This window comes from Pseudomonas sp. B26(2017) (assembly GCF_002113045.1).
Lineage (GTDB): Bacteria > Pseudomonadota > Gammaproteobacteria > Pseudomonadales > Pseudomonadaceae > Aquipseudomonas.
The window spans coordinates 49,000-71,987 of record NZ_NEJJ01000017.1; the positions used below are offsets into that span (position 1 = coordinate 49,000).

At 61.4% G+C, this 22,988-nt stretch carries 22 protein-coding genes; 13 read left to right on the top strand and 9 right to left on the bottom strand.

The genetic code is table 11. The annotated features are described in order from the left end of the window. Nucleotides 1-83: 83 nt before the first annotated feature. Complete coding sequence (locus CAF79_RS22940; protein ID WP_085700447.1) at nt 84-1,811, bottom strand: ShlB/FhaC/HecB family hemolysin secretion/activation protein; 1,728 nt, start codon at nt 1,809-1,811, stop codon at nt 84-86. Nucleotides 1,812-2,044: 233 nt separating this feature from the next. On the opposite strand from CAF79_RS22940, the gene CAF79_RS22945 reads away from it, so the two are divergent. Next, nucleotides 2,045-3,166: an HlyD family secretion protein gene (locus CAF79_RS22945; protein ID WP_085700448.1), complete on the top strand. Its 1,122-nt coding sequence runs from the start codon at nt 2,045-2,047 to the stop codon at nt 3,164-3,166. Next, nucleotides 3,163-4,755, top strand: a complete 1,593-nt coding sequence (locus CAF79_RS22950) for a DHA2 family efflux MFS transporter permease subunit (RefSeq protein ID WP_085700449.1) — start codon at nt 3,163-3,165, stop codon at nt 4,753-4,755. The genes CAF79_RS22945 and CAF79_RS22950 overlap by 4 nt, the downstream gene beginning before the upstream one ends. 4 nt (nt 4,756-4,759) lie before the next feature. Here the strand turns inward: CAF79_RS22950 and CAF79_RS22955 are convergent, their stop codons facing one another. Then, nucleotides 4,760-5,200 carry a carboxymuconolactone decarboxylase family protein gene (locus tag CAF79_RS22955; RefSeq protein WP_007955895.1) on the bottom strand — a complete coding sequence of 147 codons (441 nt, stop codon included), beginning with the start codon at nt 5,198-5,200 and terminating at the stop codon, nt 4,760-4,762. A 240-nt stretch (nt 5,201-5,440) separates the two neighbouring features. Between CAF79_RS22955 and CAF79_RS22965 the strand changes: the two genes are divergently transcribed. The 4 genes from CAF79_RS22965 (at nt 5,441) to CAF79_RS22980 (ending at nt 9,810) form a co-directional block, all read left to right on the top strand. Next, a complete protein-coding gene (locus CAF79_RS22965; protein ID WP_085700451.1) occupies nt 5,441-5,947 on the top strand; it encodes a sigma-70 family RNA polymerase sigma factor in 507 nt (168 codons plus the stop codon). Continuing rightward, nucleotides 5,947-6,906 carry a FecR domain-containing protein gene (locus CAF79_RS22970; protein ID WP_085700452.1) on the top strand — a complete coding sequence of 320 codons (960 nt, stop codon included), beginning with the start codon at nt 5,947-5,949 and terminating at the stop codon, nt 6,904-6,906. The genes CAF79_RS22965 and CAF79_RS22970 overlap by 1 nt, the downstream gene beginning before the upstream one ends. A gap of 99 nt (nt 6,907-7,005) precedes the next feature. Beyond that, nucleotides 7,006-9,435, top strand: coding sequence for a TonB-dependent receptor (locus CAF79_RS22975; RefSeq protein ID WP_085700453.1), 2,430 nt, complete (start codon nt 7,006-7,008; stop codon nt 9,433-9,435). 78 nt (nt 9,436-9,513) lie between these two features. Beyond that, nucleotides 9,514-9,810 (top strand): hypothetical protein, encoded by a 297-nt coding sequence (locus CAF79_RS22980; RefSeq protein WP_085700454.1) that lies wholly within the window; start codon nt 9,514-9,516, stop codon nt 9,808-9,810. Nucleotides 9,811-9,870: 60 nt separating this feature from the next. Here the strand turns inward: CAF79_RS22980 and CAF79_RS22985 are convergent, their stop codons facing one another. The 3 genes from CAF79_RS22985 to CAF79_RS22995 form a co-directional block, all read right to left on the bottom strand. Further along, complete coding sequence (locus CAF79_RS22985) at nt 9,871-11,442, bottom strand: GGDEF domain-containing protein (RefSeq protein ID WP_085700455.1); 1,572 nt, start codon at nt 11,440-11,442, stop codon at nt 9,871-9,873. A 187-nt stretch (nt 11,443-11,629) separates the two neighbouring features. Further along, nucleotides 11,630-12,403 (bottom strand): aldolase, encoded by a 774-nt coding sequence (locus CAF79_RS22990; protein WP_085700456.1) that lies wholly within the window; start codon nt 12,401-12,403, stop codon nt 11,630-11,632. Nucleotides 12,404-12,415: 12 nt separating this feature from the next. Then, nucleotides 12,416-13,123 carry a haloacid dehalogenase type II gene (locus tag CAF79_RS22995; protein ID WP_085700457.1) on the bottom strand — a complete coding sequence of 236 codons (708 nt, stop codon included), beginning with the start codon at nt 13,121-13,123 and terminating at the stop codon, nt 12,416-12,418. A 110-nt stretch (nt 13,124-13,233) separates the two neighbouring features. Here CAF79_RS22995 and CAF79_RS23000 point away from each other — a divergent pair, with 110 nt between their 5' ends. After that, nucleotides 13,234-14,091 (top strand): LysR substrate-binding domain-containing protein, encoded by an 858-nt coding sequence (locus CAF79_RS23000; RefSeq protein WP_085613159.1) that lies wholly within the window; start codon nt 13,234-13,236, stop codon nt 14,089-14,091. A 52-nt stretch (nt 14,092-14,143) separates the two neighbouring features. Here the strand turns inward: CAF79_RS23000 and CAF79_RS23005 are convergent, their stop codons facing one another. Next, entirely contained in the window at nt 14,144-14,809 is a 666-nt protein-coding gene (locus CAF79_RS23005; protein WP_085700458.1) for a ribonuclease T2, read from the bottom strand. A gap of 165 nt (nt 14,810-14,974) precedes the next feature. Here CAF79_RS23005 and CAF79_RS23010 point away from each other — a divergent pair, with 165 nt between their 5' ends. The 6 genes from CAF79_RS23010 to CAF79_RS23035 all read left to right on the top strand — a co-directional run bounded on the left by CAF79_RS23010 (nt 14,975) and on the right by CAF79_RS23035 (nt 20,282). After that, nucleotides 14,975-15,457 carry a hypothetical protein gene (locus tag CAF79_RS23010; protein ID WP_085700459.1) on the top strand — a complete coding sequence of 161 codons (483 nt, stop codon included), beginning with the start codon at nt 14,975-14,977 and terminating at the stop codon, nt 15,455-15,457. Nucleotides 15,458-15,552: 95 nt separating this feature from the next. Continuing rightward, on the top strand, nt 15,553-17,256 hold the full coding sequence (locus CAF79_RS23015) for a copper resistance system multicopper oxidase (protein WP_085700460.1): 1,704 nt from the start codon (nt 15,553-15,555) through the stop codon (nt 17,254-17,256). 11 nt (nt 17,257-17,267) lie between these two features. After that, nucleotides 17,268-18,158: a copper resistance protein B gene (locus CAF79_RS23020; RefSeq protein WP_085700461.1), complete on the top strand. Its 891-nt coding sequence runs from the start codon at nt 17,268-17,270 to the stop codon at nt 18,156-18,158. Between the two features lie 31 nt (nt 18,159-18,189). Beyond that, complete coding sequence (copC, locus tag CAF79_RS23025; protein ID WP_064380958.1) at nt 18,190-18,564, top strand: copper homeostasis periplasmic binding protein CopC; 375 nt, start codon at nt 18,190-18,192, stop codon at nt 18,562-18,564. Nucleotides 18,565-18,567: 3 nt separating this feature from the next. Further along, on the top strand, nt 18,568-19,431 hold the full coding sequence (gene copD / locus CAF79_RS23030; RefSeq protein ID WP_085700462.1) for a copper homeostasis membrane protein CopD: 864 nt from the start codon (nt 18,568-18,570) through the stop codon (nt 19,429-19,431). A 59-nt stretch (nt 19,432-19,490) separates the two neighbouring features. Continuing rightward, on the top strand, nt 19,491-20,282 hold the full coding sequence (locus tag CAF79_RS23035; RefSeq protein WP_170929774.1) for a transporter substrate-binding domain-containing protein: 792 nt from the start codon (nt 19,491-19,493) through the stop codon (nt 20,280-20,282). Nucleotides 20,283-20,285: 3 nt separating this feature from the next. Here the strand turns inward: CAF79_RS23035 and CAF79_RS23040 are convergent, their stop codons facing one another. The 3 genes from CAF79_RS23040 to CAF79_RS23050 form a co-directional block, all read right to left on the bottom strand. Beyond that, nucleotides 20,286-20,495: a hypothetical protein gene (locus CAF79_RS23040; RefSeq protein WP_085608242.1), complete on the bottom strand. Its 210-nt coding sequence runs from the start codon at nt 20,493-20,495 to the stop codon at nt 20,286-20,288. Nucleotides 20,496-20,647: 152 nt separating this feature from the next. Beyond that, nucleotides 20,648-21,007, bottom strand: a complete 360-nt coding sequence (locus tag CAF79_RS23045; RefSeq protein ID WP_085700464.1) for a DUF6124 family protein — start codon at nt 21,005-21,007, stop codon at nt 20,648-20,650. 987 nt (nt 21,008-21,994) lie between these two features. Further along, nucleotides 21,995-22,864, bottom strand: coding sequence for a LysR family transcriptional regulator (locus tag CAF79_RS23050; protein WP_085700465.1), 870 nt, complete (start codon nt 22,862-22,864; stop codon nt 21,995-21,997). Nucleotides 22,865-22,988 lie beyond the last annotated feature (124 nt).

Genomic DNA, 22,988 nt, shown 5'->3' on the forward strand with positions numbered 1-22,988 from the left:
CATGTAGTGCGGCATCACGTTGCGCGTTGAGTTACAGGCCACGGCTGTCGCGCTCAGATCCGATGGCTGTTGTTCACTGATGTTCATATCTGCAATCCGACCCGCATCAGCCAGGTTTCAGGCTCGCGGTGCAGTCCGGTCGGGGTTTGGAGGCTGCGTTGGTAATCGACATCCACTTGCAGGTTTTTCCAGCCCAGGTTGAGGCCGACGCTGGCACCGCTCAGGCGTTGGCCCGAAGTGCCGTGATCGGCCTTGATCCAACCGTGGTCGAGGCCGACGCGCGGGGTGAGCTGCACCGGCAAATCGGTGCGTAGCGGCAGCCGCAGAGTGTTGCGCCAGATCGCGCCACTGGCGCCGGACGCGCTGTTGACCCGGTAACCGCGCACGGCGGAATCATCGGTGCCGAGCAGTTGTTCGATCGCCGGCAACGGATCCGGGCTGTACTGCAAATTGAGTTGGCTCTGCCATTGCCAGGCTTGCGCACCGAGCTGGCCGTTGCGCCACTGGCTGAGGCCGGCGCGGTACTTGCGAAACTGTGCCTTGGGCAGGTTTTTGACCTGACGATCGGCATCGTCGTCGGCGCCGAACCAACGCATACCCTGGGCGTAATTGACGTCGAGGTTCCACACCGCGCGGTCGAGCCAGAACAGATTGAGCCCGGCTTCGGCCACGGTCAGGGTCGGGCTCTGAATGCCGAGGCGGACGTTTTCCAGATAACTGTCGACGTCCTTGTGCGCCAGTTGCAGGTTGGCGCTGAGCTGATGGCTCTGGTCGCGCCACAACACGCGGTCGGCGCGCAGGCTGAGCTGATCGGTGATGCCAGTGCTGTGGAAAGTCAGCGTGCTGAGCTTGAACGGCGCGCGATATTCGGCGTGGCTGGCGAAGCTGCTGAACGTCCAGTAGCCGTAGGGGATCGCGTAATAGAGGCTGGCGTTGCGGCTGTAGCGGTCGCCCTGATTGAGGGTGTCGCTGGCACTAAGACTCAACAGGTCGTTGAGTTCGAGCGGACTGTCGAGGGTCAGGCTCAGCGTGTCGCGATCACGGCCGGTGCTGGCGCTGCCGAGGTTGTCGAAACCGGCACCAAGGGCCCAGCGTGACTGCCCGGAAGTACGTGAACGCAGGATGATTTTTGACGCACCGGGCTGGCTGCCGGGGGCGATGTCGGCGGTCAGATCAAGCGAGCGCAGACGGTTCAATTGATCCAGCCCCTGCTCGAGATCCCGCAGGTTCAGCGGCTTGCCGAGCATGCCGGGGAATGCACCGCCGAGGGACACCGGCAGGCTCTGGTCGGCCAGCTCGATGGACTCGATGTAGCCTTCGTCGACCAGAATATCCAGCGACTGCCCCGCCGCCGGCGCGCTGCTCAGGTACGGACGGCTGGCGATATAGCCCTTCTCCACGTACAGCGCGGTGATGGTCGCCAGCAAATGGTTGATCTGGCCGACGCCCATGCACGGCGCCAGCAGCGGTTTGACGCGAGCGTTGAGCTTGTCTTTATCGATCAGCGTGACGCCGCCGATGCGCGTACCGCTCAGGGGCCAGCAGCGTTCGTCGGGGTTGATCGATTCGGGAATGGCCGGGGTGGCAGGCGTAGGACCGAACGCGCCGCGCTCCAGTTGTCGCTTGCGCTGTTCGAGTTGCAGTTGTTGCAAGTCGCGCTGTTGCTGTTGCTGCTGGCGCAGCACCTCCTGGCCGGGGACTGGAGCTTCGGCGGCGAGAACGCTGGGCGCGCACACGCTCAACAACAAGGCCGAAAACAGCGGGCGAGGCATGGAACGACTACGAGAAACAGCGTAAAGCGAATACGGCACTCAACATCCTTGCAATCAACTGGCTTAATGCCACCCCATCAATAGCGGTGATAGTCAGAGCCTTCCTACACAAATGCAAGACGCTTCCTACAGCGCTTACATTTCTTAAACAAATGATCAGCTTTTTTAAACGCCTCCATCTGACGACCGGCGATAAAAATCAATTGCCACAAAATATTACTCGCGTCATATTACGGACGTAATAACCACTCCGCTTTCCCAGGTATTACGCCATGACCAGCATGCCCACCGTAGAACCCGACCTCGCCGTTCCGGTCAGCACTCCCAAACCGCCCCTGCTCAAACGCTTGCTGCTGCCTACTGCCGGCATGGCCGCGCTGGTATTCGCCGGGTTGTACGCCGTGCATTGGTGGGGCGCCGGGCGATTTCTCGAAGAGACCGATGATGCCTACATTGGCGGCGAAGTCACAGTGATCGGGCCGAAAGTCGCCGGTTACATCGAGGAAGTGCTGGTCAGCGACAACCAGAAAGTAAAGGCCGGCGACGTGCTGATTCGCCTCGACGCCCGCGACTACCGCGCCAATCTGGCCAAGGCCGAAGGCGCGGTCGCCGCCGAAGAGGCGCTGCTGGCCAACCTCGACGCCACCGAACAATTGCAACAAGCGGTGATCGGTCAGGCCCGTGCCGGCATTGATGCCGCCAGCGCCGAAACCGCCCGTTCGCGGGATGACAACGCACGCTACAAACGCCTGGTGACCACCAATGCAGTGTCGGTGGAAAGCGCACAACGGGCCGACGCCACCTTCAAGACCGCGCAAGCCTTGAGCGCCAAAGCCCAGGCCGAACTGCTGGCCGCGCAACGCCAGCTCACCGTGATCGAAACCCGGAAACAACAGGCCCGCGCCGCCCTCCAGCAAGCCCGGGCCGAGCGTGATCTGGCGCAACTCAACCTCGGCTACACCGAACTGCGCGCCCCGGTCGACGGCGTGATCGGCAACCGTCGCGCACGGGTCGGCGCTTATGCCCAGGCCGGTTCGCAACAGTTGTCGGTGGTGCCGGCCAGCGGTCTTTGGGTCGATGCCAATTTCAAGGAAGACCAATTGGCGCGGATGAAGCCCGGCCAGCGCGTGAGCATCCGCGCCGACGTGTTGTCCGGCCAGCAATTCCACGGCCGCCTCGACAGTCTCGCCCCGGCCACCGGTTCGCAGTTCAGCGTGCTGCCGCCGGAAAACGCCACCGGCAACTTCACCAAAATCGTCCAGCGAGTACCGGTGCGGATCCTGCTCGACCCGGCGGACGGCGTGCTCGGCCATCTGCGTCCGGGTCTGTCGGTGACGGCTGAAGTCGACACCCGCCCCCAACCTGAAACCACCGCCGTGGCCAGCGCGCCATGAGCACCGCCCTCACCGCCTCCGCGCAGCCATTCAATGCCGCCGAGATGGCGACGGCGACCAAGGTGTTCGCCTTCGCCACGATGTGCATCGGCATGTTCATCGCGCTGCTGGACATCCAGATCGTCTCGGCCTCGCTGCGTGATATCGGCGGCGGGTTGTCTGCCGGCACCGATGAAACGGCGTGGGTGCAGACCAGTTACCTGATCGCCGAAATCATCGTGATTCCGCTGTCGGGCTGGCTGTCGCGCGTGTTCTCCACACGTTGGCTGTTCTGCGCATCAGCGGTCGGTTTCACCCTGGCCAGCCTGCTCTGCGGCATCGCCTGGAACATCCAGAGCATGATCGCCTTCCGCGCGTTACAAGGGTTTCTCGGCGGATCGATGATTCCGCTGGTGTTCACCACAGCGTTCTTTTTCTTTACCGGCAAACAGCGAGTGATTGCCGCCGCAACCATCGGCGCCGTGGCTTCGCTGGCACCGACGCTGGGCCCGGTGATCGGTGGCTGGATCACCGACGTTTCGTCCTGGCACTGGCTGTTCTACATCAATCTGGTGCCGGGGATTTTCGTCGCCGTGGCCGTGCCGATGCTGGTGAAGATCGACCGGCCGGAACTCTCGTTGCTCAAGGGCGCGGACTATTTGAGCATGGCGTTTCTGGCGCTGTTTCTCGGCTGCCTGGAATACACCCTCGAAGAAGGCCCGCGCTGGAACTGGTTCAGTGACCAGACGATTCTGACCACCGCGTGGATCAGTGGCCTGGCCGGGCTGGCCTTCATCGGCCGCACGTTGCATGTGGCCAATCCGATCGTCGATCTGCGCGCGCTCAAGGATCGCAATTTCGCCCTCGGCTGCTTCTTTTCCTTCGTCACCGGGATTGGCCTGTTCGCGACGATTTACCTGACGCCGCTGTTTCTCGGCCGGGTGCGCGGCTACGGCGCGCTGGACATTGGTCTGGCGGTTTTCTCCACCGGGGTGTTCCAGATCATGGCGATTCCGCTGTACGCCTTTCTGGCCAATCGCGTCGATCTGCGCTGGATCATGATGGCGGGCCTGGCGTTGTTCGCGTTGTCGATGTGGGAATTCAGTCCGATCACCCACGACTGGGGCGCCGCAGAATTGATGCTGCCGCAAGCCCTGCGCGGGATTGCCCAGCAACTGGCGGTGCCGCCAGCGGTGACGTTGACGTTGGGTGGTCTGGCACCGGCGCGGCTGAAGCATGCGTCGGGCCTGTTCAACCTGATGCGCAACCTGGGCGGTGCAATCGGGATTGCCGCGTGCGCGACCATTCTCAACGACCGCACCAACCTGCACTTCACGCGGTTGGCGGAGCATCTGAACAGCAGCAACGAAGCGGTGAATCAGTGGCTGGCCCAGGTCGGCGGCAACTTTGCCGCGCTGGGTCAGAGCGGCGACGTCGGCCTCACCGCCAGCCTGCGTCAGTTATGGCTGCTGACTTACCGTGAAGCGCAGACGCAAACCTACGGCGACACGTTCCTGATGATCATGGTGTGCTTCGGCATCGCCACGGCGATGGTGCCCTTGATGCGCAAGGTGCAACCACCGGCCGCGCCGAGTGCCGATGCACATTGATCGATCAGGCTTGCGGGGTTTTACGGAAGCCCACGGCCAGACGGTTCCAGCTGTTGATGGTGCTGATCGCGACGCTCAGATCGACCATTTCTTTGGGCGAGAACTGGGCGGCGACCACTTCGTAGTCTTCGTCCGGGGCGTGGGTCAGGCTCAACTGGGTCAGGGTTTCGGTCCACAGCAGCGCGGCGCGTTCACGTTCGGTGAAGAACGGCGCTTCACGCCATGCGGTCACGGCAAACAACCGGCGCGGGGTTTCGCCACCCTTGATCGCGTCGGCGGTGTGCATGTCGATGCAGAACGCGCAGCCGTTGATCTGCGAAGCGCGCAGCTTGACCAGTTCGATCAGGGTCTTTTCCAACGGTAGTTTGGAGACAGCGGTTTCCAGGGCGATCATCGCTTTCAGGGCATCTGGGGACGCGGTGTAGAAATCGATACGAGGTTTCATGGCGACTCTCCGGGGCAAATGAATGTGTGGCTACGGTAGTCCCGGGGTTGGGCCAGGCAAATAGCCAATCTCCCGGAAGTCGGGTAGGCCACTCGTTTGGCGTCGGAAAAGAAAGTGTGAAAGGGCAATTGCCAGCACTCGTTCTGCGCCACTAGAATGCGATCAATTCTTAATTGCACCCTAATCGCACTCTCGATTGCATCTCTGGCAACGGACGCCCGAAACGAGTATCTGCCCTTCATGTCGTCACTCGATCAGCCGTTGAATCAGCAAGTCCAGACGCTCTACAGCGAACACCACGGGTGGCTGCAGGGCTGGCTGCAGCGCAAGTTGGGCAGTCGCTGCGATGCGGCCGACCTGGCGCACGACACGTTTTTGCGCCTGCTCACTCGCCAGGTGATCAAGCCGCTGGGCGGCGAGCCACGGGCGCTGCTGACGCACATCGCCAAAGGGCTGGTGATCGATCGCTGGCGGCGTCAGGACCTGGAGCGCGCGTACCTGGAAACCATTGCGCACCTGCCCGCCGCCGAAGTGCCGTCACCGGAAACCCGCTACCTGATTCTCGAAACCCTGTGGCGCATCGAAGCGCTGCTGCGCGAACTGCCCGAGCAGACCCGCGAGACCTTCCTGCTGTCGCAGATCGAAGGCCTGACCTACGCGCAGATCGCCACGCGCCTGAGTGTTTCGCTGATCACCGTCAAACGCCACATGCGTGCCGCGTTCATTGCCTGCCTGAGTGTCGCCTGATGAATTCGTCGATGATCAATCCGCAGATTCTCGGCGAAGCCGCCGACTGGCTGGTGCAACTGCATTCCGGCACCGCGACCCCGTCCGACCATCAGGCCATCGCCCAATGGCGCACCCGCAGCGCCGAGCACGCCATTGCCTGGCAGCGGGCCGAAGCGTTGTTGGGGGATTTGCGCAGCGTGCCGGCCAACGTCGCGATCCAGACCTTGAAACGCGCGTCCCGCAAGGAGGGTCTGAGCCGTCGCCAGACCCTCACCCGCCTCGGCTTGCTGTTGATGGCCGGGCCGCTGGGCATTGCCTCGCAGCATGTGCCGTGGGAGCAATGGACCGCCGACCAGCGCACCGCCGTCGGCGAGCAGAAGAACCTGCAATTGCCGGACGGCACGCAATTGCTGCTCAACACCGACAGCGCCGTGAACATCGCTTACAGCCCGGCCGAGCGCCGGGTGCTGCTGCTCAATGGCGAAGTGCTGATCAACACCGCCAGCGATGCTGCCGCCCGCCCGTTCATCGTCGAAACCCCACAAGGCCTCGCCCGTGCGCTCGGCACGCGGTTCTGCGTGCGTACCGAAGGTTCGCGCAGCCAGGTGTCGGTGCTCGAAGGCCAGGTTCAGATCACCCCGCAATTGCTCAAGCAGAATGCGATTCTCAAGGCCGGCGAGCGCCAGCGCTTCAAGCTCAACAGCTTCGACAGCGCCGAAACCTTCGACACCGCCAGCCTGGCCTGGGACAAGGGCATGCTGCTGGCCAGCAACATGCGGCTGGACGAATTGCTCGGCGAACTGAGCCGCTATCGCCGAGGCGTGCTGCGCTGTCATCCGGACGTCGCGGCGCTGCGCGTGTCCGGGGCGTTTTCCCTGCGCGACACCGACGCCAGCCTGCGCCTGCTCAGCGACACGTTGCCGCTGAACATCAACAGCCTGACCCGCTATTGGCTGTCGGTGGAACCCCGTGTCTGAGCCCTCGGAAAATATTTTCAATATTCGCTGATACCTTTTCGCGTCTCGTCCGGTGAGTGGATAGACCTTTCAATTCCACGCCCCCGACAGGAACACCGAATGACCGCAATGCCATTGCCCCGCCCCGCCACGTTTGCGCTCAAAGCCCTGCACCTGAGCCTGGCTCTGGCCTTCAGCGCACTGTTGCCGACTGCCGCCAACGCCGCCGACAGCGTCAGCGAAAGCGCCAGCCGTACCGTCAACATCGGCCCCGGCCCGCTCAGCCATGTGCTGGCGCAGTTTGCGGTCAGCGTCGGCGTGCCGCTGTCGTTCGATCCGGCGCAACTGGGCAATCGCCAGAGCCCCGGCCTGCAAGGCAGCTACACCGCGCAGAGCGGTTTTGCCCGGTTGCTGGAAGGCAGCGGTTTCGAGCTGATCAGCACCGGCCACAACGGCTACACCGTGGCCCCGAAAGTCGCGGCGGACGGCGCGCTGGAACTGGGCGCCACCAATGTCAGCGCCCTGCGCGACGACAGCGGCGCCACCTACGGCGGCGAACAGGTCGCCCGCCGCGCGCAGATCGGCATGCTCGGCAACCAGGAGGTCAACGACCTGCCCTTCAGCGTCACCAGTTACACCGCCAAGACCATGGCCGATCAGCAGGCGCAAACCGTCGGCGATGTGTTGCTCAACGACGCCTCGGTGCGCCAGTCCAACGGCTTCGGCAACTTCTCGCAGATGTTCATGATCCGCGGCCTGCCGCTGGCCTCCGATGACATTTCCTATAACGGTCTCTATGGCGTGCTGCCCCGGCAGATCATCGCCGTCGAAGCGCTGGATCGAGTGGAGCTTTTCAAGGGCCCGAACGCCTTCGTCAACGGCGTGACCCCGAGCGGCAGCGGCATCGGTGGCGGGATCAACCTGCAACCTAAACGCGCGATGGACACGCCAACGCGCAGCGTCACCCTCGACTACAGCGCCGACGGCCGGGTCGGCGGGCATCTGGATCTGGGCCAGCGCTTCGGCGAAGACAACCGCTTTGGCGCGCGGGTCAACCTGATGCAGCGCGAAGGCGACACCGCCGTCGATGAAGAAGACCAGCGCTCGTCGCTGTTCAGCGTCGGCCTGGACTATCGCGGCGATCGCCTGCGGGTCTCGACCGATTTCGGTTATCAGAAGCAGGTGATCAATCAGGGGCGCTCGGTGATCTATGTCGATTCGAGCCTGGCAAAAGCCCCCAAGGTGCCGCACGCCAACGCCAGCTACGCCCAGAGTTGGAGCTACTCGCAACTCGAAGACACCTTCGGCATGGCCCGCGCCGAATACGACCTCAACGACAACTGGACCGCCTACGTGTCCGGCGGCGCCAAGCACACCCGCGAAAACGGCGTGTACTCGTCGCTGACCGTCACCGACCTCAACGGCAACGCCCGTGGCGGCATGCTCTATTCGCCACACGATGAAGACAATAAAAGCGCAATGGCCGGGCTCAACGGCCGCTTCGACACCGGCCCCGTCACGCACCAGTTGAACCTCGGCTGGGCGGGCATCTGGGGCGAGCAACGCTCGGCGTTCGAAACCATCGGCGCGGCCGGGCGCTACAGCACCAACCTGTACAACGTCACCGACAAACCGCGCCCGACGCCGACCTCGTTTGCCAGCGACATCAACGACCCGCGCATCACCGGCAAGAACATCCTGCGCAGCGAGGCGATTTCCGACACCCTCGGTTTCGTCGATAACCGTATCCTGCTGACCCTCGGCGTGCGCCGCCAGGCACTGAAAGTCGACGGCTGGAGCACCGCCACCGGCGCCCGCACCTCCAGCTATGAAGAATCGATCACCACTCCGGTCTACGGCCTGGTGATCAAGCCCTGGGAACACGTGTCGTTCTACGCCAACCGCATCGAAGGCCTGGCCAAAGGCCCGACGCCGCCGACCACGGCAATCAACCGCGACGAAACCTTCGCCCCGGTGCGCAGCAAACAGATCGAAGCCGGCGTACGCGTGGACATGGGCAGCTACGGCGCCAACCTCGGCGTCTATCGCATCGAGCAACCGTCGAGCTACACCCAGGACGGGATCTTCCGGGTCGACGGCCAGCAGACCAACAAAGGCGTGGAACTCAACGTCTACGGCGAACCGCTCGACGGCCTGCGCCTGCTCAGTGGCGCGACCGTGATGAAGACTGAACTGGAAGGCAGCAGCAACGGCGTGAATGACGGCAACCGCGCCGTCGGGGTGCCGCGCTTCCAGTTCAACCTCGGTGCCGACTGGGACATTCCGGGGCTCGAAGGCGCGGCCCTCAGCGCGCGGATGTTGCGCACCGGCGGCCAGTACCTGAACGCGGCCAACACCCAGAGCATTCCGGCGTGGAACCGCTTCGACCTCGGCTCACGCTATGCCTTCAAACTGGATGAAAAGCAGATCACCCTGCGGGCCAATCTGGAGAACGTCGCCAATGAAGCCTATTGGGCTTCGGCCAACGGCGGTTACCTGACCCAGGGCACGCCGCGGACGCTGAAGGTTTCGGCGACCGTGGACTTCTGACCGCTCGTCATCCGGCCGGCACCAAGCCTTGTGCGCGTCAGACCAATATCAGGTAGATCCCCTGACTGGAGACACACCATGATGACGCGCACATTGACCTCAATCCTGCTGGCCGCCACGCTGGCCGCCTCCACCGCAAGCTTTGCTGCAAACGACGGCGCCGATGCCACCGGCACCAAATCCGGCGCCACCAGCGGCTCGACCCAGCCACCGAACAGCACCCCGGGCGGACCTTCGGGCGGCAGCACTTCCGATGGCATGGGCCAAGGCACCGGCACCAACGGCGGCGCCAGCGGTTCAGGCTCAGGGGCTGGCGGCGGGACCGGTTCGGCCGGCGGCGGTACGGGTGGAGCTGGCGGTGGCACCGGCAGCTGAACGAACAAGAGCAGGCCGTGGTAAGTGCCATGGCCTGTGGCTGAACCCGATTGTTTTTTGTCAGCGATCCGAGCGCAGTAACTCGCCGACGCCGACGTCCATCGACAACACGGCCGCGCGATTGCGGCCGGCGTTCTTGGCCTGATACAGCGCCGCATCCGCGCGCTGGATGAACAGTTCCGGGCTGTCGTTGCCCAGCGGAATGAAGGAATAGCAGCCCAAGCTCACCGTGAGATAACCGGTCGGCGAACCGCTGTGGGTGATGTGCTTGTCCATGACACTGCGGCGGATCTGCCCGGCGATCGCCAGTGCGCCGTTGATGTCGGTGTCCGGCAGCAACACCGCGAACTCCTCGCCGCCGTAGCGTACCGCCAGATCGGATTTGCGCTGGCAGCAGTTTTTCACCACCTGCGCGACCTGCGTCAGGCAATGGTCGCCGGCCACATGGCCGTAGGCGTCGTTGTAGCTTTTGAAAAAATCGATATCGAGCATGATCAGGCTGACCGGGCTCGACTGCCGCGCTCCCCGGGCAAACTCCACGTCCAGCGAACGCTCGAACAGGCGCCGGTTGGCCAGCCCGGTCAAACTGTCGTGGGTGGCGATCTGCTCCAGCGCCCGCTGGGCCTTGCGCAGGTTTTTCTCGATCCGCTCGCCATCGCGCACCTGATGAATGAACACCCAGCCGAACAGCCCCACGCCGAGCATCACCAGCGCCACGATCACGCTGGACTGGAACGCCCGGTCATGCCAGCCCTGAAGAATCGTGTCCCGCGACGAAGAGGCGGCCACCACCAGCGGATAACTTTCCAGCTGCCGGTAACCGTAAAGGCGCGTCACACCGTCGACCACCGAGTCGATCATCGCGGTGCCGGCGGAGGCATTGGGCAGCAGCGTCTGATAGATCTCGCCCTTGGCCAGCGAGGTGCCGATCAGGGCCTCGTCGAACGGCCGGCGGGCGAGCAAGGTGCCGTCGGTCAGGCCGAGGAACATGGTGCCGTTATCGTCCAGGCTGAAGCTTTTGAAGAACTTGTCGAAGTACGACATCTTGATCCCGGCCAGCAGCACGCCCTGGAAATTGCCGGCGCGGTCGTTGATCCGTTTCGAGATCGGGATGATCCACTCGCCGTTCTCGCGGCTGCGGATCGCCGGGCCGATATGCGCAACGGACGACACGTTCTGCTGGTGAAACTTGAAGTACTCGCGATCGGCCACGCCATTGCCACGCGGCAGATTCGGGAACGAGGTAATTACCCACTGCCCTTCGCGGTCGAACAGGAACATGCCGTGCAACTGCTCGAGTTGCTGCACCCGTCGCGCGAGGGTTTTCTGCAAGCGAGTCTTTTGCGCCGCGCCATAACCGTCTTCCTGAATCCAGTCGACCAGACTGGTCATCACCAGATCCGCCGCCAGAAAGGTGTCCTCGGCCTGCTGCGCCATGGCCCGGGTCAGGTTGGCCGAAGACATCTGCGCGTTCGCCAGATCCTGGCGCCGCGACTGTTCGATCTGCAAGTACAGCAAACCGAACAGGCACAGACACACGGCAACGATGAACAACACCGCCGCCTTGCGCAGGGGCAAACGCTTGAGGGTGCCGCCGGGGGCCTGATGCGGATCGTGAATGGGGATAGGCAAAAGCGTGTCCTGGGCAGGTACGACAGGGGCAAAAGCCCGAAACCCTTGTTCTTGTGAGCGTAGCCCACCGGGTTGTGTGGGGCAACCAAGTGCCCCCGCTACGATCCCGACCCTGTTGCTATCGGCGCGCAAGGCAATTGGATGACCTGCGACGCGAATTATTTTTGCCTGCCCGTTTCCCTCGCCTTCACTCCCGGCTCGACAACCGCCGCATCGCACTGTGCAGATGCGCCCGCGCACTTTCCGGATCGCCCTCGCGCATCTGCTCGTACGCCCGTTGCGCAACCGCGTGCGGCACCGGTTTGAGCTCCCGTTGCGTGGCCATCGCCAGCAGTTGCACCTGCGCGGCACGCTCCAGGTAATACAGATCGTCCCAGGCTTCGGCGATGGTCGGCGCCGCGACAATCACCCCGTGGTTCTTGAGAAACAGAATGTCGGCCTCACCCATGACCCCGGCAATCCGGTCGCCTTCACGCGCGTCCAGCGCCAGCCCGTTGTAATGCTCGTCCACCGCCGTGCGCCCGTAAAATTTCAGCGCGGTTTGACTCAGCCACAATAGCGGCGGCCCCTCCAGCAGGCACAACGCCGTCGCGTTCGGCATGTGGGTGTGGAACGCGACCTTCACCCGAGGCAGCCGCTGGTGCAGCCGCGCATGAATATAGAAAGCAGTGGCCTCCGGTTGGCCCGCGCCGTCCACCACGTTGCCATCGAAGTCGCAGACCAGCAGGTTGTGCGCCGTGACTTCGGAAAATGCATAGCCGTAAGGATTGACCAGAAACAGGTCAGCGTGCCCCGGCAACATCGCCGAAAAGTGATTGCAGATCCCCTCTTCCAACCCATGCAGCGCCGCCAGTTGAAAGCACGCCGCCAGTTCGTGGCGAGCGGTGATGATGGCTTCGCTGTCGAGGTTCAACGGGGCGCAACGCGTAGCTCGGGCGCTGCCGGTCAGGGTATGGGCCATGGCGAAATTCCTTTATGACCAGCCAAGGGATGAGAACAACGGAAGGACTTCGTCCAGCGTGTTGAGGATTGCGTCGGGCCGATAGTCCGGCAGCAACTGACGACCGGTGCCACGGTCGATCCAGACGCAGCGAAAATGCATGTCGCGAGCCGCCGTGTGATCGAGCATCGGGCTGGCGCAGATGTGCACCACCTGATCGCGGCTGACGCCCAGTTGCTCATGAGCGTAGTCGAACAGCCGGGGCGCCGGTTTGTAGGCGCCGGCCTGTTGCGCGGTGATCACCCGGTCGATGTGGCCACCCAACTGAGCGACGTTGCCGGCGATGATGTCGTCATCGGTATTGGAGACGATGCACAGCTTGAAACCCTTGGCCTTGAGCTGCGCGAGGGTGTCGACGACTTCGGGAAACGGCGGCATCTGCGGGATCGCGGCGGCCAGGCGTTGGCTGTCTTCGCTGGCACTTGCCAGGCCCAGTTCCTCCAGGGCCAATTGCAGGCCGAGGGTGCTCAGCTCACGAAACGAGCGGTGCGGCGGCGTCTGTTCCAGGCGATGTTCGTGGCGGTCGTAGACCTCGATCAGGCGCCCGGCGTCGACCCCGTGTTCACCCTTTTCGCTCAGGATCCGCTCGGCCACGGCGCGCAGGCCTTCGTCCCATTGAATCAAGGTGCCGTAGCAATCGAAGGTCAGCCATTGCGGGCGCGGTGTGTGGATCAACGTCATGGGGGCATTCCTCTGCAAGTGAGGGCTTCAGCTTATGAACTCGGGGTGATAGTGTGAAATTAAATAAATAGCCAACCGTCAGTTGCCAAACAAATATCGAGAGCGCCGCCATGCTGGATCTGGAACTGCTGAAAACCTTCGTCTGCGTGGTCGATGAAGGCAGCTTCACCCGCGCCGCCGAACGCGTCCATCGCACTCAATCCACGGTCAGCCAACAGGTGCGCAAACTCGAAGATCTGGTCGGCCACGCCCTGCTGTTGCGTGATCGCACCGGGCTGAACGTCAGCGTCACCGAGCACGGCGAACTGCTGATCCACTATGCCCGTCGCCTGCTGGCCTTGTCCGCCGAGGCCAGCGAAGCCCTGGCCAGCGATCTGGACCTGGAAATCCTGCGCATCGGCATGCCGGAAGACTTCGACGCCCGGCGCATGGCGCTGATCCTCGCCGGATTCACCCGCAGCCACCCGCAAGCGCGGCTGGAAACCGTCAGCGGCATGAGCCTCGACCTGCGCCAACGCCTCGACAGCGGCGAAATCGACATCGCCCTGATCAAACGCGAACCCGACAGCGGCCCCGCCTGGGCGACCTGGCCGGAACGACTGGTGTGGGTCAAGGGCGCGGAGTTCGACTCATCCAGCGGCGTGTTGCCTCTGGCGCTGTTTCCTCAAGGCTGCCTTTACCGACAACGGGCGATTCGCCTGCTCGACGTGGCGCAACGCCCCTGGCGTGTGGCCTTCGGCAGCCACAGCCTGACCGGCATTCAGGCGGCGGTGGCCTCAGGGCTTGGGGTTTCGGTGCTACCGGCGTCGGCAGTGTTGCCGGAGCATCGGGTATGCACGGACTTGCCGCCGCTGCCGCCGACGGAGCTGGCACTGGTCAGCCGCGAGGGGGTGTTGAGTGGATTGCAGCGGGGGCTGGTGGAGTTTTTGCGGGGGGAATTGGGGGTGGATGCGGGGGGATTTGCTTGAGGTTGATCGCAAAAAAACAGGCGCCTTTTCAGGCGCCTGTTTTTATGATCGGTCAACGCGATGGCGGCACTCGAATATCCCCCGCCCGGCACTGGGTTTTCACGCCCTTGCCGCACGCGCCGAATTGCAGGTCCTTGCCCATGCACACGCGCACTTCCGACAGTTCCGGGCCGTTGCAGATCACGGCGATACCGTCTGACGGGATGCCCGGATTGCTCTTGCGGAACAGGTCGGCAATTTCCTGCGCTTCGAAGTAATAAGAGCTACTGAACGGTTGCAACTCTTCCGGGATGTTCACCGCGGCCACGGCTTTGTCCGCTTCGTCCAGATAACCCATAGCGCCGAGGCCGCTGCAGGTGCCGTGCTTGCTCCATTCGTGATCGAGCAGTTTCTTGGTCGGGAACAGCGTCAGGCCTTTGGCCGTCTCGGCGGCCGACAGGTTGGTCAGCGGCGGGCAGGATTCCGGCCAGCCGCCCTTGGCGTATTGCGGCCACAGGCCGTGCAGGACAAAACCGTAGCCCTTGCCGGTGCATTGCGGGTCGTCCTTATGGGTCAGGCAAAAGGTCGGCGACCAGGACAACGTCAGCAGGTAGTAATCGAACACCCCCGCCACCGACTCCGTCGGTGCCTTGTTGGCGTGTGACTGGCGCGCCGAACTCAGGCCGATGCTACCGACCGTCAGCGCAATCAGCGCCATAATTGTAAAAAGCTTTTTCATGTTCCCGTTCCTTGGGACGCGTGCGTCCGTGGTTTCTGTGGTCTGACCGTCATTTGGCCAGACGCTGATTGAGTCATGCCCGTGTTGCAAGCGCATGACGCAGGGCAAAACCTGCATTACTTTGAAAGGACTACCATGCTGTTGCATTCACCACAGGGAACCGACATGAGTAAAGCAGACGAACTCGCCGCGAAACTCAAACAAACCCGGCACACCCATGCTGACGAAATCACCTGCGCTGAACTTGAGATCGATTGCTGGCCGGCTCAGGTCTACGCCTTGTATCACCGCATCGAGGGCTGGTTGCAACCGGTCACCGAAGTCGGACTCAAGATTCGGCGAAATCCTACCCATGTTTGCGAAAGTTCACCGGATGGCGAGACCCACGACTACGCCATCGACCAATTGGTCATCGAAGCCAACCATCACAGCCTGACATTCGATCCCATCGCCCGTTTCACCGAGGACGGCTCGGGGCGCGTGCAGATCAACTTGCCGGGCAAAGAAACATCGCTTCTGCGCACCGTCGACGAACACGGCGAAAGCCACTGGTGGTTGCAGACCATCGAGACCGGGCAACAACTGGATGCGATTGCGTTGACGGAAAACAACCTGCTGTTGGTAGTCCAGGAAGGCCTCGGTCTGTAGGTCGGACCTGACAAAACTGTAATCCGCCCCTCAGCCAGCTGAAAGCTGCCACTGGTTAGCCTCCTCGTCATTGGTCAAACGGGGACTTCCAGCGCATGCCTTCCACCACGTCAAGACGTACCTTCGTCAAAGGCCTTGCCGCCAGCGGTCTGCTCGGCGGCCTCGGCCTGTGGCGCACGCCGGTCTGGGCCTTGAACAGCCCCGGCCAAGTGAATGAATTGAGCGGCACCGACTTCGAACTATTCATCGGCGAAACCCCGGTCAACTTCACTGGCCAGCCCCGCACCGCCATGACCATCAACGGCAGTCTGCCCGGCCCGCTATTGCGCTGGCGCGAAGGCGACACCGTGACGTTGCGAGTGCGCAACCGACTCAAGGTCGACACCTCGATCCACTGGCACGGCATTCTGCTGCCGGCCAACATGGACGGCGTGCCGGGCCTGAGTTTCAAGGGCATCGAGCCGGGCGGCGTGTACGTCTACCAATTCAAGGTCCGCCAGCACGGCACCTACTGGTATCACAGCCACTCCGGGTTGCAGGAACAGGCCGGCGTCTACGGCCCGCTGGTGATCGATGCCCGGGAGCCGGAGCCGTTCCAGTACGACCGCGACTACGTGGTGATGCTCAGCGACTGGACCGACGAAGACCCGGCCAGCCTGATGAAGACCCTGAAAAAGCAGTCCGATTACTACAACTTCCACAAGCGCACAGTCGGCGATTTCATCCATGACGTCAGCGAAAAAGGCTGGGGCGCCACCGTCGCCGATCGCACGATGTGGGCCCAGATGAAGATGAATCCCACCGACATCGCCGATGTCAGCGGCGCCACGTACACCTTCCTGATGAATGGCCACCCACCCGATGACAACTGGACGGGACTGTTCCGGCCCGGTGAAAAGCTGCGTCTGCGGCTGATCAACGGCTCGGCCATGAGCTACTTCGACGTGCGCATCCCCGGCTTGAAAATGACCGTGGTCGCCGCCGACGGCCTGCACGTCAAGCCGATCAGCGTCGATGAGCTGCGCATCGCCGTGGCGGAAACCTATGACGTGATCGTCGAGCCCGCCGCCGAGGCCTACACCCTGTTCGCCCAGGCCATGGACCGTACCGGCTACGCCCGAGGAACCCTCGCCGCCCGCGCCGGTTTATCGGCCCCGGTGCCGGCGCTGGATCCGCGACCGCTGGTGACCATGGACGACATGGGCATGGGCGGCATGGACCATGGCTCGATGGACATGAGCGGCATGGATCACTCGAGTATGAACATGGGCCCGATGCAGTCGCACCCCGACAGCGAAAAGGACAATCCGCTGGTGGACATGCAAGCCATGACCACCGCCCCGAAACTCGACGACCCCGGCCTCGGCCTGCGCAACAACGGCCGCCGCGTGCTGACCTACGCCGACCTGCGCAGCACGTTCGAAGACCCGGACGGCCGCGACCCGGGCCGCACCATCGAGTTGCACCTCACCGGCCACATGGAGAAATTCGCCTGGTCGTTCAACGGCATCAAATTCTCCGACGCCGAGCCGCTGCGTCTGAAATACGGCGAGCGCATCCGCCTGATTTTGGTCAACGACACCATGATGACCCACCCCATTCACCTGCACGGTATGTGGAGCGATCTGGAGGACGAAAACGGCGACTTCCAGGTGCGCAAACACACCATCGACATGCCGCCCGGCACCCGCCGCAGTTACCGCGTCACCGCCGATGCGCTCGGCCGTTGGGCCTATCACTGCCATCTCCTGTACCACATGGAAATGGGCATGTTCCGCGAAGTGCGGGTGGAAGAATGAGGACGCCGACCATGACTCGATTCGCCGCGTTTTCCTTGTCACTCCTGTCGATGTCCCAGACCTTCGCCGCCAGCGACATGCAGGGCATGGATCACAGCCAGATGGCTGACATGCAAGGCATGGATCACAGTCAAATGGGTGATATGCAAAGCATGGACGACGGCATGATGCAGCCCGCAGCGCCGACCGAAAGCCGCACGCCGATCCCGGCGCTGACCGACGCCGACCGCGCCGCCGTGTTCACCAGCCACGCCGGACACCAGGTTCACGACAGCGCCATCAACACTTACTTCCTCGCCGACAAACTCGAATGGCAGGACGCCGACGACGCCAGCACCCTGGCCTGGGATTTGTCCGGCTGGATCGGCGGCGACATCGATCGGCTGTGGCTGCGCTCCGAGGGCGAACGCAGCAACGGCAAGACCGAAGACGCGGAGATCCAGGCCCTGTGGGGCCACGCGATTTCGCCGTGGTGGGACGTGGTCAGCGGCGTGCGCCAGGACTTCAAACCCGGCGCCCCACAAACCTGGGCCGCGTTCGGTCTGCAGGGCATGGCGCTGTACAACTTCGAAGCCGAAGCCACGGCGTTTCTCGGCGAAAACGGCCAGAGCGCGATGCGGCTCGAAGGCGACTACGACATCCTGTTGACCAACCGCCTGATCCTGCAGCCCACCGCCGAACTCAACGTCTACGGCAAAAACGACCCGCAACGCGGGATTGGCTCAGGCTTGTCGAACACTGAAGTCGGGGTGCGGTTGCGCTACGAAATCCGCCGCGAATTCGCGCCCTACATCGGCGTGACCTGGAATCGCACCTACGGCCACACCGCCGATTACGCCCGGGAAGAAGGCGAGGATCGCAGCGAAGCGCGACTCGTCCTCGGCGTGCGGCTGTGGTTCTGAATCCCATCAAAAAACAATACCGAGGTCTTGCATGCGCACATTGAAAATCTCCCTCGTCCTCGCCAGCGGTTTGCTCCTGAGCACCCTGGCCCAGGCCCATCCGAAACTGCTGTCGTCGACCCCGGCCGAAGGTGCCGACGGCGCGGCACCCGGCAAGATCGAACTGCGTTTTTCGGAGGATCTGCTGACTCAGTTCTCCGGCGCCAAACTGGTGATGACCGAAATGCCCGGCATGGCCCACTCGCCCATGCCGATGAAGGCCAAAGTCAGCGCCGGCAGCGACCCGAAAACCATGCTCGTCACCCCGCTCTCGCCCTTGCCGGCCGGCACCTACAAGGTCGAATGGCGCGCGGTGTCGTCGGACACGCACCCGATCACCGGCAACGTCACATTCAAAGTGAAGTGAGCGATGGCTGAACTGATCAACATCCTCCTGCGTCTGGCGTTGTATGTGGATTTGCTGATGTTGTTCGGGCTGGCGTTGTTCGGGCTGTACAGCGTTGACGCGGTACTGCGGTTTCGGCCGATGCTGCGCGGGATGGCGTTGATCGGGGCACTGCTCTCAGTAGCGGGACTGGTGCTGATGACCCGCGCCATGAGTGGCGAAACGGAATTCGCGGCGCTGTGGCCGCACCTGCAAATGATGGCGCTGGAAACCGACGTCGGGCTGGCGTGGACGCTGCGGATGATTGCGCTGATCGCCGTGATGATCTGGCCGGGGTTGAGGCTGACGTCGCTGGCCGGCGCCGTCGCCCTCGCCTCCCTGGCCTGGAGCGGACACGGCGCGATGGATAACGCGTGGCACCTGCTCAGCGACATCCTGCACCTGCTCGCGGCGGGTGCGTGGCTGGGCGCGATGCTCGCGTTGATCTTGATATCGCGGCTCGACGCACTGTGCAGCGAGGCGCGCATTCGTTCGCTGGCGGATTCCGTCAAACGCTTCGAAGGCGTCGGCGCGGCGATTGTGCTCATCCTGTCGGTCACCGGCGTGGCGAATTACCTGTTCATCGTCGGCCCTACACTGGGCGAAATCCTGCTCGGCACCTACGGGATTCTGCTGGCGATCAAGGTTGTGTTGTTCGGGGGCATGCTGGTGCTGGCCGCGTTGAACCGCTTCCACCTCGGGCCGTTGCTCGAGCAATCGTTGCGCGCCGGGCAGCATCAAGTGGCAGCAAACGCCTTGCGCCGCAGCGTGGCATTGGAGCTGGTTATTGCGCTGATGATCGTGGGACTGGTGGCGTGGCTGGGCACGTTGAGCCCGGAACCGGGATGACACCCGGCAAACGCATTCACTACACTGGCCCGCACCTCCATTGCACAAGCCCGATCTCCATGACAATTCGAAAAAGCACGATGATCTTCTGCGGCCTGCTGGCCATGGCCGGCGCCGCTCAGGCACAAGAGTCGGCCTCGCACCTCGACACCGTTCAGCAACAAGGCCAGTTGCGCGTCTGCACCACCGGCGACTACAAGCCCTACACCTTCAAACGCCCGGACGGCGGATTCGAAGGCATCGACATCGCCATGGCGCAATCCCTGGCCGACAGCCTCGGCGCCAAGGTCGAATGGGTGCAGACCACCTGGAAAACCCTGATGCCGGACATGCAGGCCGGCAAATGCGACATCGGCGTCGGCGGCATCTCGGTGACCCTCGAACGCCAGAAAAAAGCTTTCTTCAGCAACACCCTCGACGTCGACGGCAAGATCCCGCTGGTGCGCTGCGCCGACCAGTCCAAATACCAGACCATCGACCAGATCAACCAGCCGAACGTGCGCCTGGTCGAACCGGCCGGCGGCACCAACGAAGCCTTCGTCCACGCCTTCCTGCCCAAGGCGCAACTGACGTTGCACGACAACGTGACCATCTTCGAGCAACTGCTCGACAACAAGGCCGACGTGATGATCACCGACGCCTCCGAAGCCCTCTACCAACAGAAACTCAAACCCGGCCTGTGCGCCGTCAACCCGAGCCAGTTCATGCAATACGGCGAAAAAGCCTACCTGCTGCCGCGCGACGACATCAGCTGGAAACTCTACGTCGACCAGTGGCTGCACCTGAGCAAAGTCACCGGCAAATACCAGAAAGTCCTGAGCGAATGGATCGCCGTACCCGCGGCCCAGTGACCCTCAGTCGTCATGCATCAGGCCGGAGCTGTACTGGTTGAAACTGTTACCGATATTGCTCCCGCCGAACTTCAACGTATTCACGTTACGCGCCTCCGGCGACTGACAGTCGCTGGAGAAACAACTGGTGGTGGTCAAGCCACCGGAACCGGAGCAGGCGCTTAGAACCGAGATGGTGGCGACGATCAACAGCGCTTTGAGTGGATTGTTCATGGTGTGTGGCGCTCGGGTGGGATCGGGATCTTGTGGATGGATCGTAGGCCTGCGCGGGTGGCGGGAAGATGAAACTTGCGGGGGTTTCAGCGTGGGTTCAGGTTGAACCCACGCCTAACGATCAACTCTCCACCGCAGAGGGTTGCCCGAACCTACTTCGGCTCGACGTTATCCAGCGCCTGATTCACCGCCAAAGACCCCAACATCACCAACTGCGCAATGCCGATGGCGGTTTTGCGGTGGGCGGGTTCCAGGGTGCCGGCGAAGTTGTTGAGCATTTCGGAGGCTGAACCGAGGGATTCGCTGGCGTTGGCGAGCAGGGATTCGGTGTCGTAGGCCGGGTTGGCGAAGTACATCGGATCGTGTTTGGTGTGACTGCCCATGATCCGCTGCTGCGGGGTGAGGTAGTGATCGAGGGCGCGCTCGGCGGCTTCGTTCAGGGTTCGTGAATCGGGGAATTTGTAGGGGGAGACTGGGTCGGTTGCTGGTGGGTTGGGTGTTGGTTTGAACATGGATGAAACTCCTAACACTTTTAGTGAAGGCTTCACCCTTTCGCTACCAAACGAAGGGTGGCGGCCATGAACAGGTTGGTAGACCGGGTGCTAGGAGCCGGCGCGCCCGAAGACGCCCTGTACATGACCACCATAGACCCCGATCGAAAGCACGACCGGAGACGATGACGCTGTACATCTAACACACGGGCTACCAAACCCGATCACTGGTTTTCAGTGACCCGAGAACGATAAAAGTCACGGGCTAGACGCACAAGCCGGCGGATTCTGTCTTAGGTGTAGGGGGTGGCGCAAGAATTCGTAGGGTTTTGATGACTACGACAAAACTCATTTAAACGAGCAAGTTCTTTTGTTTAAAAGAAGCTCTGGGGATTTGTGGCCAGCAAATCGCTGCCTCGGGCAGTGGCATTCAGGTCGGGCCGATGATGGATTGGGCGCAAGTCTGAGACACAACCTCAGATTGACTGGCTTTCCCGTCGAAATTTCTTCGTCCTGTAGCAATTTTTAAGCAAGCTGTAAATGCTGTCTAACAAGTTCACTGCCAGTACTGTACTTGTAATTTTTTCTCGAAAGGAGTCGAGTCCATGTCAGACGAATATCCGTTATCGGACGTGCTAGAAAGGATCATCAAAATTAGCTAGCGCTCGAGGTAGCCCTGTTGGAGTTGACGCTTCATGCTGAGCAGCATGGTTCGAGCAGAGTAGGAGACAGCGTATGGGACGCCTAGTGAGCAATTAGCGATAATGCTGGACACATCAAGCAAGGCTTAGCCTAACTGAAAGGAAAGGGGGCAGAATAGATCCTAGTCGCTGTAGTCTATCTAAGACATGGCATTATCTGTTTGCCTGGACCAGAAGGAAAAGTAGAGTCGATCGAAATATCTGCAAGAAAAATCACACCGCAACATACAGAGATGAAAGGTAATAGATCTAATTAAACTAATGATTCAGGGCACCCACACTATAAGCATCGCGCCAAAAAGCCTCGCTAAATATCTTTAAACTCTTCCTTCAGTAATTCTGCAAACTTATCTTTTGCACGATGAAACTCAACATTCTTGTTCCATATAAAATAATTTTGCACGGGAAGCAAATCGCCAAACACTTGCCCACAGATTCCTCCGATTAGTCTAAACTGCTCAAAGACCCCTCTAGGTACTAATGACACTCCCGCCCCGGAACTCACGCACCCAAGAATAGTGCCATAACTTGCTATGCTGATTATAGAACTCGATATTTTATGAAGATCTAGCCAATTTACCAGCGTCTTTCTGTATGGACATCCTTCAGGCCACATGAAAATATCTAAGCCCCTAAGATCCTGCGGTTCACGTATCGCTCCCGCAATTGGAGAGGCTATCAGTACTAATTCCTCCTTGTAAATCTCAGCACTTTCAATGTCTGCATGCTCAACTCCAACGGCAACAATTGCCCCGTCGAGTTTATAATCAACCACATCCTTTAATAGTTGCGACCATTCTCCAGTACTAAAATGCATTTGCACAGAAGGATAAAGACAATGATATTTTGACAGCAGCTTAGGCAACCTACCTGTAGCGGAGGACTCTATGGCGCCGATCCTTAAGTCTCCCGATGGTGCAGCCGCAGGGTCAAGAGCTCTTTGTGACTCCTGGCATAAAGACAAAATCTTGTTAACGTAGCTTAAAAACAACCTCCCAGAAGGACTGACAACTAGCCCCCTCCCCTTCCTTATAAATAACGAGACGCCCAACTCATTTTCTAATATTTTGATCCTGTTCGTTATATTTGATGGAACACAGTGCAATAGTTTAGAAGCGCGTACAATACTACCTTGATCGACAACTGCCTTGAACATAGCTAATTGGGATAGCTCCACTTCATTACTCACTAAAAGTGAACGATGAATTCAGTATAAATCACTTGTCGCAGGGTATCAAGCTCGTTTAAGTTCTGGACGGATTCATGCAGAAAACAACATCGGAAATAATTCGATCGACCTC

Coding starts and splice junctions, on each gene's coding strand:
- CAF79_RS22945 (WP_085700448.1), top strand. CDS start 2,045: ATGACCAGCATGCCCACCGTAGAACCCGACCTCGCCGTTCCGGTCAGC.
- CAF79_RS22950 (WP_085700449.1), top strand. CDS start 3,163: ATGAGCACCGCCCTCACCGCCTCCGCGCAGCCATTCAATGCCGCCGAG.
- CAF79_RS22955 (WP_007955895.1), bottom strand. CDS start 5,200: ATGAAACCTCGTATCGATTTCTACACCGCGTCCCCAGATGCCCTGAAA.
- CAF79_RS22965 (WP_085700451.1), top strand. CDS start 5,441: ATGTCGTCACTCGATCAGCCGTTGAATCAGCAAGTCCAGACGCTCTAC.
- CAF79_RS22970 (WP_085700452.1), top strand. CDS start 5,947: ATGAATTCGTCGATGATCAATCCGCAGATTCTCGGCGAAGCCGCCGAC.
- CAF79_RS22975 (WP_085700453.1), top strand. CDS start 7,006: ATGACCGCAATGCCATTGCCCCGCCCCGCCACGTTTGCGCTCAAAGCC.
- CAF79_RS22980 (WP_085700454.1), top strand. CDS start 9,514: ATGATGACGCGCACATTGACCTCAATCCTGCTGGCCGCCACGCTGGCC.
- CAF79_RS22990 (WP_085700456.1), bottom strand. CDS start 12,403: ATGGCCCATACCCTGACCGGCAGCGCCCGAGCTACGCGTTGCGCCCCG.
- CAF79_RS22995 (WP_085700457.1), bottom strand. CDS start 13,123: ATGACGTTGATCCACACACCGCGCCCGCAATGGCTGACCTTCGATTGC.
- CAF79_RS23000 (WP_085613159.1), top strand. CDS start 13,234: ATGCTGGATCTGGAACTGCTGAAAACCTTCGTCTGCGTGGTCGATGAA.
- CAF79_RS23005 (WP_085700458.1), bottom strand. CDS start 14,809: ATGAAAAAGCTTTTTACAATTATGGCGCTGATTGCGCTGACGGTCGGT.
- CAF79_RS23010 (WP_085700459.1), top strand. CDS start 14,975: ATGAGTAAAGCAGACGAACTCGCCGCGAAACTCAAACAAACCCGGCAC.
- CAF79_RS23015 (WP_085700460.1), top strand. CDS start 15,553: ATGCCTTCCACCACGTCAAGACGTACCTTCGTCAAAGGCCTTGCCGCC.
- CAF79_RS23020 (WP_085700461.1), top strand. CDS start 17,268: ATGACTCGATTCGCCGCGTTTTCCTTGTCACTCCTGTCGATGTCCCAG.
- copC (WP_064380958.1), top strand. CDS start 18,190: ATGCGCACATTGAAAATCTCCCTCGTCCTCGCCAGCGGTTTGCTCCTG.
- copD (WP_085700462.1), top strand. CDS start 18,568: ATGGCTGAACTGATCAACATCCTCCTGCGTCTGGCGTTGTATGTGGAT.
- CAF79_RS23035 (WP_170929774.1), top strand. CDS start 19,491: ATGACAATTCGAAAAAGCACGATGATCTTCTGCGGCCTGCTGGCCATG.
- CAF79_RS23040 (WP_085608242.1), bottom strand. CDS start 20,495: ATGAACAATCCACTCAAAGCGCTGTTGATCGTCGCCACCATCTCGGTT.
- CAF79_RS23045 (WP_085700464.1), bottom strand. CDS start 21,007: ATGTTCAAACCAACACCCAACCCACCAGCAACCGACCCAGTCTCCCCC.